Here is a 13481-nt window from a genome sequence, read left to right on the forward strand (position 1 = left end):
GGTCTCGTTGTTTCACCACGGTCACACAGGCCCGAAATGCCAGCCAGCCTCGACCGGTATCTCTTGTACTGTAGCGTTTACTTTATCGTTTACAGATTGGCTCTGCAAGCGATACAATGCTCCCACTGCTCACCTCGCGCGGAATCGCGCATGCGGGGCTGGCAGGAAGGAGAGCCGCGGTGAAAACGACCTGGATGGTGCTGATCCCGATGCTGGCCGCGAGTGCCCAGCAGGTACAGCCCGGCAAGCCCGTGGAAGCCACCTGGAGTTCCCTGGCCGCGCACGAAGTGCCCGCCTGGCTCGAGGATGCCAAGTTCGGCATTTATGCGCACTGGGGCGTCTACTCCGTGCCCGCCTTCGGCACCGAATGGTATGGCCGGCGGATGTACGATCCCAAGGACATCTACGGCACTTACCAGCACCACCGCAAGACCTATGGCACACAGGACAGCTTCGGCTACAAGGACCTCGTGCCCCTGTTCAAAGCGGAGAAGTTCGACGCCGCCGAGTGGGCTGCAATCATTCAACAGTCCGGTGCCCGTTACGCCGGCACGGCCGTTGTCCACCACGACGGTTTTCTCTTATGGCGTAGCAAAGTGAGCCGCTGGAACTCCGCGGAAATGGGACCCAAGCGCGACCTCTATGGGGAACTGGTGAAAGCCCTGCGGGCCAGGGGCCTGAAGATCGTCGCCACCGAGCATCACATGCGCACGTTCAATTGGTATCTCCCGGCCGACCGCTCCTTCGTGGACGAGCAGCGCAAAGCAAACTTCGACATCTATGACCCCCGCTATGCCGATCTCTACTGGAATGAGTTCACCGGCCGGAAATCCGACTTCATGGAGAAGTGGCAGGCGAAGCTGCTCGAGTTGATGGACAACTACCGGCCCGACGTCCTGTGGTTCGACGGAGGCGATTTCACCTCACCCGGAGTCGAGACCTACGTCCGGAACTCCCTCGCCCACTACTTCAACGCCGGCGCGAAGTGGCCGGCCCAGGTGGAAGTGCTGAACAAGTTCGGCACGATCAAGGAATACAATTTCCCACGCCAGTTCGGCATGCTCACCTTTGAGGCCGGCCGCGACCGCCCCGCGGAGGTGGATCGCCCCTGGATCGACGACCTGAGCATCGCCAGGGGCACCTGGAGCTACGTCGATGGCATGAAGCTGCTCACCACGCGCGAAGTCCTCCATGGCCTGATCGACCGCGTCAGCCGCGGCGGCGGTCTGCTCCTGTCGCTGGCCCCCAAAGCCAGCGGCGAAATCCCCGCGAATCAGAAGACGATTCTGCGCGAGATGGGGGAGTGGCTGAAGGTGAACGGCGAGGCCATCTACGGCACGCGCACCTGGAAAGTCCACACCGAGGGCTCTACCGAAAAGCTGATCACCAACAACGGACAGCACACCGGCTGGCGGTTCGACGAGTGCGGGGCGGAGGACATTCGCTTCACGCGTAAAGGTGACGCCCTCTATGCCATCGCGCTCGGTTGGCCTCAATCCGGGCATTGGCTGGTGAAGAGCCTGGCAGGCACACAGGTGAAGAGTGTCTCGCTGCTGGGCGGCGTGCCGCTGAAGTGGACGCAGGGCGCCGAAGGCCTCCGCATCGAAGCGCCCGCCACCCAGGCCGGCAAATACGCCTACACCTTCAAGATCGGCCTATGAAGAGGACCACCCACCGCTTGCCGGATCGCCGCCGGTTCACGAATTCTCACCGCTCGTATGTTTTGGAGCATCGACATGTACACAACAACTAGAACTCTCTTGACGGTGTTGGCACTGTCATCCTCGGTCGCTCAGCTTCAGGCGCAGGACCGCAAGCCCGATCCCATCGCCAATCTCCCCATTACCGAAGGCAAGTTCAAACCGAACGACGATTCCTTCCAGCAATACCAGTATCCGGAATGGTTCCGCGACGCCAAGTTCGGCATCTGGTCACACTGGGGTCCGCAGGCCGTACCCCGCCAGGGCGACTGGTACGCCCGCAAGATGTACGATCACGACAGCGTGAACCGCAGGACCGGCGCGCCCGCCGGCCAGGACCCAGACAACAAGTATCACGTCGAACACTACGGCCATCCCTCCAAGTTCGGCTACAAGGACATCATTCCCCTCTGGAAGGCTGAGAAGTGGGATCCGGACCAGCTCATGACCCTCTATAAAAAGGCTGGCGCGAAGTACTTCGTCAGCATGGGCACGCACCACGACAACTTCTTCCTCTGGAACTCGAAGCTCCATCCCTGGAACTCCGTGAACATGGGGCCGAAGAAGGATGTGGTCGGGCTCTGGCAGAAGGCGGCGAAGAAGCAGGGACTGCGCTTCGGAGTCTCTGAACATCTCGGAGCCAGCTACACCTGGTTCCAGGTGAGCCACGGCTCAGACGCCACCGGACCCATGGCCGGAGTCCCCTACGACGGCGCCGACCCCAAGTACGCCGAGCTCTATCACGGCAAGGCCGATCCGGACGACAAGGCCTGGCTCACCAAGAATCCCGTCTGGCAGCGCGAGTGGTTCGATCGCATCAAGGAACTGATCGACGGCTACAACCCGGACCTCCTCTATTCCGACAGCCCCCTGCCTTTCGGCGACGTTGGCCGCAGCATGCTGGCCCATTTCTACAACCACGACATGGCCAAAAACGGGGGCAAACTCGAAGCGGTGTACAACTGCAAGCAGGTCTCCGGCGGCAAATGGGTACGCGATATCGAGCGCGGCGTGGACAAGGGCATCAGCCCCGAGCCCTGGCAGACCGACACCTCCATCGGAGACTGGTATTACCGCACTGGGCAGAAGTACAAGAGCTCCGGCGAGATCGTGCGCATGCTCACCGATATCGTGAGCAAGAACGGCAATCTCCTCATCAACATCGTGCAGACGCCCGAAGGCGACCTGGAGCCGGACATGCTCAAGACTCTCGACGAAATCGGAGCCTGGATCGCCGTGAACGGTGAAGGCATCTACGCCACCCGCCCTTGGAAAGCCTACGGCGAGGGGCCCAGCACCAAGTCGCAGGAAGAGGGCCGGTTTGGCGGTCTCAAGGACGTACCCGACAAGGGCTACACGGCCGAGGACTTCCGCTTCACCACCTCGAAGGACGCCAAAACGCTCTATGCGTTCTGCTTGGGGACGCCGGCGAAGGAACTCCGGATCCTCTCGCTCGGCAGCAACGCGAAACTGGCGGACAAGGCCGTAGCCTCCGTCCATCTGCTCGGAAGCAAAAAGAAGCTCGCCTATAAACAGGAAGCCGATGCCCTGGTAATCACGGTTCCGGCCGCGCTACCGGCATCAGCTGCGACCGGCTTCAAGATCCAGTTCGCCAACTGACCCGTCGTCGAAAGACTGCGGCGTCGATGAAACCCAACTCGCTCCACGCGGCCTCACCGCCGTGTGGAGCGAGTTCTATTTTCATTGGTGGATCGCGGCATAACACACGCTTGCACGATAACCATGCAAGTGTTGTCGTGCTGGCATCTGGTTATGAATCCCGCCTACAGTCTTGCCAGTCGCGTCGAGCATTACTTGCATGAAGTGCTCGGTGATCCCATGTCGAAACCTCAAGAGTGGGAAAGACAAGACGCGCTACCTTGCCACTCGCGGAGCCTCTCGAACCGTAAGGCCCGCGGCCGAATCAACCGCGGGCCTCCTTGCTCTTCTATTCCTGGAAGAGCAGCGGCGCAAACTGGTACAGGCTGCGCCGCCAGGACAACCACTCGTGAGCGGTGTCGGGTGACTCATAAAACACGCTCTTCACCCCCGCTTGTTGTAGAGCTTCCACGTTGGTTTTGCCAGTTGCGCCTCTCTCGCGGCTGCCGTAGCTGACAAACACGAGCTTGACGCTCTTCTTGAAGCCGTCGATGTCGGTTATATCCGAAGACGCGATGCTGCCTCCGCTAAAGATGCCGATGTGCGAGAACTTGTCCAGGTTCGCCAGGGTGATCTGCTTCGTCTGCATCCCGCCCATCGAGAGGCCGGCCATCGCCCTATGCAGCTGATCGGCTTGCGTGCGGAAATTGGCATCAACGAAGGGAATCAACTCGTCGAGGAGTACGCGCTCGAACGCGCTGAAATTGAAGCGGGGCATGCCCCCGGCACCGGCCGGACGCGTCGCTGCGCCGGGCTGGGCGGCTGGAGCCGGCGGCCGGGGCGGGCCCATCTGGGCGCCGGGGACATAGCTGCTGGCCATCACGATGATGAACGGCTTGGTCTTGCCCGCGGCGATCAGGTTATCCATAATCAGCCCGGTTTTCCCCTGGCTGCCCCAGCCCGTTTCGTCTTCGCCTCCGCCATGCTGGAGGTACAGCACTGGATACCGTTTTGCCGGATTCTTCTCATAATCCGGCGGGGTGTAGACGAAGCAGCGCAGCACGGCGTCGGAGCGTTTGGAATAGAACGGAGTTTCCCTCAACTGGCCATGCGGGACGTTTTTCAGGGCATAGAAGTCCTGGTCGGTGGCGGGTACTTCGACTCCACTGCCCCAGCGGCTCGCGCCGTAGAAGTAGAGGCTGTTGGGATCCGGAACCTGAGCCCCATCCACCACGATCTGGTAGTAGTGGAAGCCCGCGTCCTGAGGGATGGACGCCCCCACCCAGGCTCCGTCCTCACCCTTGGTCAGAGGGTACTTGACGGCCCCAATGTCGAGCGCGACGGAGTGGGCATCGGGCGCGACCACACGGGCGCGAATGCGCCGTTCGGAGTTGACGGCGGGAAAGTCCTTGCCCTTCTGGTTCAGGGAGGAGGGCTTGAAATCCTCCACCGGCGGGGCTTTGGCCGCTTCGATGGCCGCCTTGGCCTGCGCTTCTCGCTCTGCAGCCGTCGGCATCCCCGGCGGCGCTTGCGCGGTGACCAGGAAGCCCAACAACAATGGCGCCAGCCCGAGGATGGGCAATAATCTCTTCATTGATCGCTCCTTGCTTAAGTTCAACATCAAGTCACTACTTGCCATTCAGTTCGAGAACGGTGCTGGAATAGGGCGGGAATGTCCGCGTGAAGTCCGGTGTGACCCCGGGCACCACGGCAGTCACCGGCACAATCCGATTCGGCAGTAGACGTTTGGGGCCTTCATCTGTGGTTCCTCACGGCAGAATCGCGCAGCGATTGCCACCCTGTCAGCCACCGGCCGTGGATGTCGCGGCGCATGCGTGAGATTGAGCCTCATCCTGCCGAATCTCCTTCCATGCCCGTTAGCGCTTGGCGTTCTCCACCGCTCTGCCGAAGACGGTGAATTCCAGGACGCCCAATGGCGTTGCGCCCACGTGGGGCCAGTCCGTGATGGTCAGCCGGACATAGCGGCAAACCGTGGGCGGGAGTTCGTCGAATTCCGTGTATCGGGTGACGCTATTGTTGGTCTTGTCGAGGATGGTGTCGAACGTCTTGCCGTCCTTGGATGTCTCAATTCTGTAGCGAAACGCGGGGCTGCCCGTCACCAGCGCGGGCGCGGCTGCACGCGGCCCGAAACCGCCTCGTGGGCCGGTGCCAAACTCGATTCGACTGGAGTCGACGGAGAAATATTGCGGGTCTTCAAACTCGGTGATGGAGCCGAGATCCACCGTGATGGAAGGTTGTTTGTCCTCCTCGGCCGGCTCCCACCAGGCGCCATTGGTGCCATCCACGGCGTAGGCAGCATCGCGGCCCGGGCGCTGGCTGGAAGCACTGCCATGCTGGTTCATGGCGCGCATTTTGTTGACGGTGAGCGGGATGGAACCCGAGTCGCCATCGCGCACGGGATTGGCCACCACCCCGGGCGCCCATTGTGGCGTTTCGGTCACCGCCCGCACGTACATGTTGCCCTGGGCGTCGAAGCCCACCGGATCCATGCCCAGGCGGCGGCCTCCGGGAGGATTCGACATCACAATCGTGTAGAAGACCCACCAGTTGCCGTCCGGCCCCTTCACCACGCAGCCATGGCCGGGCCCGGTGACGATGCCGGTGGTCTTGCGCAGCAGCGGGTTGCGCGGGGAGTACGTGAACGGCCCCAGCGGGCTCCTGGACGTGTAGACGCCGCTGGCGTAGCTCATCCACTGCGTGCCGGACGCGCTGTATTCCAGATAGTAGATACCGTTGCGCTTGAAAACCCAGGGGCCTTCGATCCAGGCCGTGTAGAGGTATTCATTGTTCTCGCCCCACCTTTCCCAGACGTGCTCGGACTGGAAGCCAAACAGGTGTTTGGGTGCAGCGGCAAAACGGGTGAGGTCCTTCGAGTCGAGCGGGGCGACGTAGATGCCGTCGGTGGACCTGCCGGGGAAGTAGAGGTACGGCTTGTTGTCGTCGTCAATGTAGATGTCCACGTCGAAGGCGCCCTTCCAGGACTTGCCGTTCGAGACGCCGGTCCACGGTTCGCCTTTCTCGTTCTTCCAGGGTCCCAATACTTCATAGGGGCCTAGAATGGCGGGGGCCTTGTAGAGCGGCGCATCGTTGCCGGACATGTAGAAGGCGCCGTTGTACTCGACCACGTGGGGGGCGACCGGTAAACGGCCGCCGCGCACCTCAACCGCCTGGTATTTCCAATCCAGGAGGTTCTTCGATACCCAGGCGCCGCCGCCGGTGCCGAAGAAATAATAAAGATCCCGTGACTTCACCACGGTGACGTCGCCGAGATTGACTCCCTGCGGCGAACCGTCCCCGGATGATGCTTCGATGGGCAAGGGATTGATGTAACGGGGAGCCTTGCCAATGACGGGGCCTGGTTTCCGGGCGGCCGGTTGGGCCCACATCGAGACGGCGCAAAGGACAATGGATGCGCCAGTGGCGGCTACCGAACGGAGGACCGAATCAAAACTCATTTGGCGAGACTCCCAGCCAGAATGCCAACCCCGGAGATACTAGGTGCACCCACCAGGGGGATTGCATGCGCTTGCATTCAGGCCAGCAGCGAGTCTATCGCGGTGCGGCGCCGGAGTCAAACGCACTTGACGATGAAGCTCGTGGCGCGAGCGGCTTGCACCCGGCTATCCTATCAGCGGGTCTCCTGAAAGCGCTGCCAGTGGTGCTTCCGTAGTCCAGTGACTGCCTCTGGCAGGCATGCTACCGACTGCCTGCAGGGTTTTGGAACTTCGGTCGCGTCGGGCTTGGCGACGAGCTCTACCAGGAGATTCTGACCCATCCGATCCCGACCGATCTCGAAGCCGTGAAACTGCTGGCCGCCGCGCCGGCCGTCCTCGATCTCTTCATGTGGCTCACCTACCCTTGTTTCACTGCAAAACGACCGGAGGCGATTCCCATCTTCGGAGAGTTCGGGATAGTCAGCCAACTGGGGTCAGTGCAGTACTCTTGCCCACGCCGCTTCCGGGCCGAGTTGGGAAGGTGGTTGTTCCCGATCCGGGTGATTTGGCCGGAGTGCCCGGCTCGGGTGTCGCCCGGAGGCTTCCAGATGGTAGTTGCACCGGCGTTCGCCGTGCACAGCAAGCCGGTTCAGCTCTTCGGAGAACCCAGAACGCACGGATAACTTCATGACGCAGCGTCAATCACAACGGTCTTGCCCGCGCAATTCAGTCGCGTGAGCTGCCGTGCACCGAGCCTCCGCGCGACAATGGGTCCTGCCAACCAATGCTCGATCTCCTTCCCGACCTCTCTCCGCTAAAGCGCTCCCGCGATTTCCGCCTGCTCTACGTCGGGCAGTTGATTTCGGGCTTCGGATCCGCATTGACCTACGTCGTACTTCCCGTCCAGATGTACCAGCTCACCCGTTCCACCGCGATGGTTGGATTGCTCGGCGTCGCCGAATTCGTGCCGATGCTCCTGGTCGCCTTTCTCGGCGGCGCACTCGCCGATCGCCTCAACCGCCGCGACCTCATCCTCGGGGCGGAATCGCTCATGGCCGTCACGATCGCCGGACTCACCCTGAACGCGCTCCTGCCTCGACCTCACGTGTGGCTGCTATTTGTCACCGCAGCTTTGCTCGCTGCACTCAACTCCGTCCATCGCCCCTCCATGGAAGCCATGACGCCCCAACTCTTCCGCTCAGAGGAGATGCCTGCCGTCAGCGCGCTCAATTCAATCCGCGGCACTGCCGCCCACATCCTCGGCCCCGGCATAGCCGGCTGGATCGCAGTCACTTACGGCCCCGCCGCCGCTTTTGGCATCGACGCCGCCACCTACCTCTGCGGCATCGCAGCCCTCCTGGCAATGACACGCAAAGAATTTAGGGGCGGCGAGGAAGGCGCTCTCACCTGGCACACTCTGGCCGAAGGCTGGCGCTACGCCCTCCAGCGCAAGGATCTGCTGGGCACCTATCTCATCGATATGAATGCCATGTTCTTTGGCATGCCCAACGCGCTGTTCCCGGCCTTCGGAGACGCGTTCGGAGCTCAGAACGTGGGCTGGCTCTACGCCGCCGGACCAGCGGGTGCGCTTGTGCTGAGCCTCACCTCCGGTTGGGCCACACGCATCCGGCGCCACGGCCTCGCCATCGCGTGGGCAGCCGCTCTCTGGGGCCTCGCCATCGTCGGCTTTGGCCTGTCGGCCAACCTCTGGCTGGCCTTGCTGTTTCTTGCTCTGGCCGGTGCCGCGGACATGGTCAGCGGTATCTTCCGAATGACCGTGTGGAACCAGACAATCCCTGCCCGCCTTCGTGGACGCACTGCGGCAATTGAGATGGTGAGTTATCTCAGCGGTCCCTATCTTGGCAATGCCGAAGCAGGCTTCGCTGCCCGCCTATTGGGCCTCGGGCCATCCGTCGTTGCCGGGGGAGTCCTCTGCGTGCTGGGTTCGGCGTTGATCACGTGGGCGCTACCGGACTTCCGCAAATATCAGGCGCCTCAATGCACGCCATGAACTCGCCCACGGAGACCACGATAGTTTTGTTCCATCGCCCGCACGAATGAGTATAGCGGCCGCGCTTCAACTTCCTGCGGGAGACCCGGATTTGGTACAACCGGCAGCCGGATCAAGGGGTCCTGGGCGAGGACTTCTAGTGCACTGTAATCGAAATAATATGAGGACGGGTTCTGGGCGAAGGCCGACTCGGTCAATGCGGCGATCGTCAGCACCTTCGTCAGAATCCTCGCGAACATGCTACTCAGTTTAGCGAGGGTGCTTGTTCGTCGCCCCACTCCCATCGGTTGCTGACAAATCTGCCACCAAAAACACCAAAGCCCGCCAATGGCGGGCCGGTAAACCGTAAATATTCAACTGGAGCCACCCGCCAGGATCGAACTGGCGACCTGCTGATTACGAATCAGCCGCTCTACCAACTGAGCTAGGGTGGCCCGCTTTCTTCCATAGTGTACCATCTTCCCCCCTACGCGCCAAAATCGCCCCACGCACCCCCTTATCCCCTATTTCTACATTCGTAGCAAAAGCCAGTCACCACCGTTCCAGATATTTATCTCCTTTAGTTTCTTCATCGCCATGAGAAGAAATGGCGAATCGCCCTTGCCCCACCCAGCTACTGTGGAATCGGGCCGGCAACTACGCCGGCCTTTACTTTTTCCAGGAGATGCCCTATGGCTTCCGCCGCTCAGGTCAGCGCCAATCAGGCCAACGCCTTGCTATCCACCGGACCCGCCTCCCTCGCCGGGAAGGCCCGCTCCGCCCAGAACAACCTCCGTCACGGCTTCCGCTCCCAGTCCGTGCTCCTCCCCGGCGATGACCCCGCCGAATACCAGGCCCTCCACGACGAACTCGTCCATCACCTCGGCCCCGACGACCTCACCGAGCTCCGCTACGTCCGCGAAATGGCCGACGCCGAATGGCGCCTCCGCCGCGCCCGCCTCTACCAGGAACACCTGCTCACCTCCAAGATCGACCAGCTTCGAGCCGCCCACCCCCAGGCCGCCGGCCTCGAACTGCAGGTGCTCGCCCACGACACACTTCTCCGGGAATCCCGCCTGTTCGCACAACTTCTCCAGTTTGAAACCCGCTTTCAGGCCCAATACGACCGCGCCTATCGCGGCTGGTCCAGCTACCAGCACGATCGCGACCGGAAAGACCGCCACCGCGCCGTCACCGAACTCCCCCTCTTGTTTCGGGCCGCCCCTCCAACCACCGGCCCCGCCCGCCTCGAAACCCCGAAATTGACGGACGAACCCAATTCCGAGCCCTCAGCCACCCCGCGCAGCGCCCCGTGCCCCTGCGGCTCCGGCCTCAAGTACAAACGCTGCTGCGGCCAGACCGCCCCGCCCCAACTGGGCTCCGCCGGCCAGCCCACACCCACCCCGGCACGCGATAGGATACCCCCAGCCATCAGCGGACCTTCACGAAAGTAGGACTCATCCATGCGCCTTCATTCCGGACTCCGCCCGCTCGCCCTCGCGCTACTCGCCCTGGCCACCCAGGCCGCCACCTTCAATGTGAAGGACTTCGGAGCCGCCGGCGACGGCAAGACCCTCGACAGCCCCGCCATCAACAAGGCCATCGAAGCCGCGGCCGCGGCCGGGGGCGGCACTGTCATCGTACCCGCCGGAACCTACCTCTCCGGCTCGATCCGCCTGAAGAGCCACATCACGCTCCAGCTCGACAGCGGCTCCGTCATCGAAGCCTCCAGCGACGGACCCGCCTTCGATCCGCCCGAGCCCAACGAGTCCACCAAGTTCCAGGACTTCGGCCACAGCCACTGGCACAACTCGCTCATCTGGGGCGAGTCGCTGGAAGACATCGCCATCACCGGCCCCGGACTCCTCCACGGCAAAGGCCTCACCCGCGGCGAGCGCCAGCAGGGCGGCAACAAGACCATCGCCCTCAAGCTCTGCCGCAACGTCACCCTGCGCGACTTCTCGATCCTCAACGGCGGCCACTTCGGAGTCCTCGCCACCGGAGTCGAAAACCTCACCATCGACAACCTCCGCATCGACACCAATCGCGACGGCCTCGACATCGACTCCTGCCGCAACGTCCGCATCTCCAACTGCAGCGTCAACTCGCCCAATGACGACGCCATCGTCCTCAAGACCTCTCACGGCCTCGGCTCTGCCAAGCCCACGGAAAACGTCACCATCACCAACTGCCTGGTCGCCGGCTACGACATCGGTTCCCTGCTCGATGGCACCAACAAGCGCACCCTCACCCGCGCCCCCGATCGCGACGGCCCCACCGGCCGCATCAAACTCGGCACCGAGTCAGAAGGCGACTTCCGCAACATCACCATCTCCAACATCGTCTTCGACCGCTCCCGCGGCCTCGCTCTCGAGTCCGTCGACGGCAGCCGCATCGAGGATGTCGCCGTCTCCAACCTCACCATGCGCGACGTCTCCAACGCGCCCATCTTCCTCCGCCTCGGAGCCCGCATGCGCGCCCCCGAAGGCACCCCCGTCGGCGCCATCCGCCGCGTCAGCATCTCCAACGTCGTCGTCTCCGATGCCGACCCCCGCTACGGCTCCATCCTCAGCGGCATCCCCGGCCACGAGATCGAGGACGTGAAGCTCAGCCACATCACCATCCACTACCGCGGCGGCCTCACCCTCGACGACACCGCCAAACAGCCTGCCAACCTCGTCAACACCTTCTTCTTCCGGGCCCAGGGCGGAATCCCCCCGCGCGAAGCCTACGCCACGCCCGAGCGCGAGAAGGAATACCCTGAGCCCTCCATGTTCGGCCTCCTGCCCGCCTACGGCTTTTTCCTCCGCCACGCCAAAGGCATCGAAATGGACCACATCCGGCTGACCTTCGCCAGGGACGACACCCGGCCCGCCTTTGTTCTCGAAGACGTCACAGGCATCGAACTCGACCACGTCCAGGCCCAGAAAGCAGCCGGAGCCATCAGCATGCGGTTGAAAGACGTTCGGGGCCTCGTCACGCGCGACTCCTCTGTTGCGCCCGACGGACGCTTCGATCAGCTCGAGTCCAGGGAGCTGAAGTAACCAGGCAATCTAGGACCGCACCCGCCCGCCGTGCCACCATAAAGAGGAATGGCATTGGTCCGCGTAACAACGCTTACTTCTCTCCCGCCGGGCACCATGATCCCGGCCACCATCGACGGCAAGGATCTCGTCATCTGCAACGATCAGGGCACCGTGCACGCCTTTGACGGCCTCTGCCCCCATCGCAACGGACCCCTCTGGCAGGGCAACTTCGTCGACGGCCGCATCGTCTGCCCCTGGCACGCCTGGGAGTTCCGCTGTGACAAAGGTTGCCTCGACTACAACTCCGACATCACCCTGACCCGCTACCCCGTCGTCATCCAGGGAGACGACGTCTTCGTCGATGCCTGAACTCCCCGAAGTCGAGACCATCGTCCGCACGCTGCGCCCGCGCGTAGCCGGCCGCCGCATCCTCGAGGCCCGCTACCTCTCCCCATACGCCGCCGGACATCAGCCCGAAGCCATGGCCGCCGGCCTCACCGGCCGCACCATCGTGGACCTCCGCCGCGCCGCCAAGTATCTTGTGTTCGACCTCGACCAGGGCTTCCTCTCGGTCCACCTGCGCATGACCGGCAAGCTCCTCTTCGACGCCGTCCCTGGACCCTTTGCCCGCGCCATCCTGACGCTCGACCCCGGCACACTCATCTTCGACGACGTCCGCCAGTTCGGCCGCTTCCTCTGGTCGCCCGAGCTCCCCGCCAACGTCGCGGCTCTGGGTCCGGAACCCTTCGACCTCCAGCCCGCCGCCTTCGCCCAGCGCCTCCGCGCCCGCCGCGCACACGTCAAACCGCTGCTTCTCAACCAGCAGTTCATCGGCGGCCTGGGCAACATCTATGTGGACGAAGCGCTCCACCGCGCGGGCATTCACCCGCTGGCGCAGTCCTCCGGCCTCTCTGCCCGCCGCGCGCAACTCCTCCACGCCACCATCATTGAAGTGCTGGCAGAGGCGATAGCGGCGGGAGGATCCTCTATCTCTGACTATGTGGACGCGGAAGGCCGCGCCGGCAGCTTCCAGCGCTTCCATCGTGTCTACGGCCGCGAAGGCGAACCCTGTCTCCAATGCGGCAAACCCATCCACCGCATCGTAGTCGGCCAGCGCGGCACGCACTTCTGCCCGGCCTGCCAGAAGCGCTAGCGCGTGGGGACGTTCATCCCCTGTCCCAAAATCGAATCTGCAGCGGCATTCAACGATGCCCGAAGAGTGGACAGGGCGGGAACGTCCCCCACCCCCCGGGGCCTACGAGGCCACCCCGTACCCCCCCGAAATGTAGTTCGTCAGGTGCGCGATCGTCTCCTCCTGCGCGGAGATCGTCCACTTCACCAGGTCGCCGATCGAAACAACGCCCACCACTCTCTCGCCTTCGAGGATCGGCAAGTGGCGGATCCGCCGCTCCGTCATCAGCCGCATCGCCCCCTCCACCGTATGCTCCGGTGTAGCCGTCGTCACATTGGCTGTCATGATCTCTTCCACCAGTTCCTCTTTGGAGGAGCGTCCCTTGAGGATCACCTTGCGCGTGTAGTCGCGCTCGCTGACGATCCCGGCCAGGCGCCCTTCGTGCATCACCAGCAGTGCGCCCACGCCTCTTTCAGCCATCATGGCGATGGCGTCGTATACAGTCGCTTTCGGCTCCACCGCCCAGATGGCGGAGCCCTTGGCTCCCAAGAGAGACCCGATTTTCGCGGTTGGCTTCAT

General features: G+C 62.9%; 10 protein-coding genes and 1 tRNA gene. 7 read left to right on the forward strand and 4 right to left on the reverse strand.

Going from position 1 to position 13481, the window contains the following annotated elements:
* The first annotated feature begins 179 nt into the window (after positions 1-179).
* Together IRI77_RS27235 and IRI77_RS27240 are read left to right on the forward strand one after the other, a co-directional pair.
* Positions 180-1661 carry an alpha-L-fucosidase gene (locus IRI77_RS27235; RefSeq protein ID WP_194448139.1) on the forward strand — a complete coding sequence of 494 codons (1482 nt, stop codon included), beginning with the start codon at positions 180-182 and terminating at the stop codon, positions 1659-1661.
* Between the two features lie 75 nt (positions 1662-1736).
* Complete coding sequence (locus IRI77_RS27240) at positions 1737-3320, forward strand: alpha-L-fucosidase (RefSeq protein ID WP_194448140.1); 1584 nt, start codon at positions 1737-1739, stop codon at positions 3318-3320.
* A 328-nt stretch (positions 3321-3648) separates the two neighbouring features.
* On the opposite strand, the gene IRI77_RS27245 is transcribed toward IRI77_RS27240, so the two are convergent.
* The gene (locus IRI77_RS27245; protein ID WP_228486341.1) at positions 3649-4893 is read right to left on the reverse strand and encodes an alpha/beta hydrolase; all 1245 of its coding nucleotides are present in this window, start codon (positions 4891-4893) and stop codon (positions 3649-3651) included.
* 283 nt (positions 4894-5176) lie between these two features.
* Complete coding sequence (locus tag IRI77_RS27250) at positions 5177-6775, reverse strand: family 43 glycosylhydrolase (RefSeq protein ID WP_194448141.1); 1599 nt, start codon at positions 6773-6775, stop codon at positions 5177-5179.
* Positions 6776-7538: 763 nt separating this feature from the next.
* Between IRI77_RS27250 and IRI77_RS27260 the strand changes: the two genes are divergently transcribed.
* Entirely contained in the window at positions 7539-8765 is a 1227-nt protein-coding gene (locus IRI77_RS27260; RefSeq protein WP_194448142.1) for an MFS transporter, read from the forward strand.
* Between the two features lie 358 nt (positions 8766-9123).
* Here the strand turns inward: IRI77_RS27260 and IRI77_RS27265 are convergent.
* Positions 9124-9199 (reverse strand) — tRNA-Thr (locus tag IRI77_RS27265).
* Positions 9200-9436: 237 nt separating this feature from the next.
* Between IRI77_RS27265 and IRI77_RS27270 the strand changes: the two genes are divergently transcribed.
* The 4 genes from IRI77_RS27270 to mutM are packed head-to-tail and all read left to right on the forward strand — an operon-like array spanning position 9437 to position 12923.
* Positions 9437-10198 carry an SEC-C domain-containing protein gene (locus IRI77_RS27270; RefSeq protein WP_194448143.1) on the forward strand — a complete coding sequence of 254 codons (762 nt, stop codon included), beginning with the start codon at positions 9437-9439 and terminating at the stop codon, positions 10196-10198.
* 9 nt (positions 10199-10207) lie between these two features.
* Complete coding sequence (locus tag IRI77_RS27275; protein WP_194448144.1) at positions 10208-11788, forward strand: rhamnogalacturonidase; 1581 nt, start codon at positions 10208-10210, stop codon at positions 11786-11788.
* A 54-nt stretch (positions 11789-11842) separates the two neighbouring features.
* Complete coding sequence (locus tag IRI77_RS27280; protein WP_194448145.1) at positions 11843-12139, forward strand: Rieske (2Fe-2S) protein; 297 nt, start codon at positions 11843-11845, stop codon at positions 12137-12139.
* A complete protein-coding gene (gene mutM, locus IRI77_RS27285; RefSeq protein WP_194448146.1) occupies positions 12132-12923 on the forward strand; it encodes a bifunctional DNA-formamidopyrimidine glycosylase/DNA-(apurinic or apyrimidinic site) lyase in 792 nt (263 codons plus the stop codon). The genes IRI77_RS27280 and mutM overlap by 8 nt, the downstream gene beginning before the upstream one ends.
* A gap of 102 nt (positions 12924-13025) precedes the next feature.
* On the opposite strand, the gene IRI77_RS27290 is transcribed toward mutM, so the two are convergent.
* Positions 13026-13481 carry a CBS domain-containing protein gene (locus IRI77_RS27290; protein ID WP_194448147.1) on the reverse strand — a complete coding sequence of 152 codons (456 nt, stop codon included), beginning with the start codon at positions 13479-13481 and terminating at the stop codon, positions 13026-13028.

The sequence above is a fragment of the Paludibaculum fermentans genome (genome assembly GCF_015277775.1).
Taxonomy (GTDB): domain Bacteria; phylum Acidobacteriota; class Terriglobia; order Bryobacterales; family Bryobacteraceae; genus Paludibaculum; species Paludibaculum fermentans.

What these genes read in the sequence shown, in the direction of transcription:
- IRI77_RS27275 (WP_194448144.1), top strand. Translation starts at nt 10,208, where the DNA reads ATGCGCCTTCATTCCGGACTCCGCCCGCTCGCCCTCGCGCTACTCGCC.
- IRI77_RS27270 (WP_194448143.1), top strand. Translation starts at nt 9,437, where the DNA reads ATGGCTTCCGCCGCTCAGGTCAGCGCCAATCAGGCCAACGCCTTGCTA.
- IRI77_RS27250 (WP_194448141.1), bottom strand. Translation starts at nt 6,775, where the DNA reads ATGAGTTTTGATTCGGTCCTCCGTTCGGTAGCCGCCACTGGCGCATCC.
- IRI77_RS27240 (WP_194448140.1), top strand. Translation starts at nt 1,737, where the DNA reads ATGTACACAACAACTAGAACTCTCTTGACGGTGTTGGCACTGTCATCC.
- IRI77_RS27290 (WP_194448147.1), bottom strand. Translation starts at nt 13,481, where the DNA reads ATGAAGCCAACCGCGAAAATCGGGTCTCTCTTGGGAGCCAAGGGCTCC.
- IRI77_RS27260 (WP_194448142.1), top strand. Translation starts at nt 7,539, where the DNA reads ATGCTCGATCTCCTTCCCGACCTCTCTCCGCTAAAGCGCTCCCGCGAT.
- IRI77_RS27245 (WP_228486341.1), bottom strand. Translation starts at nt 4,893, where the DNA reads ATGAAGAGATTATTGCCCATCCTCGGGCTGGCGCCATTGTTGTTGGGC.
- mutM (WP_194448146.1), top strand. Translation starts at nt 12,132, where the DNA reads ATGCCTGAACTCCCCGAAGTCGAGACCATCGTCCGCACGCTGCGCCCG.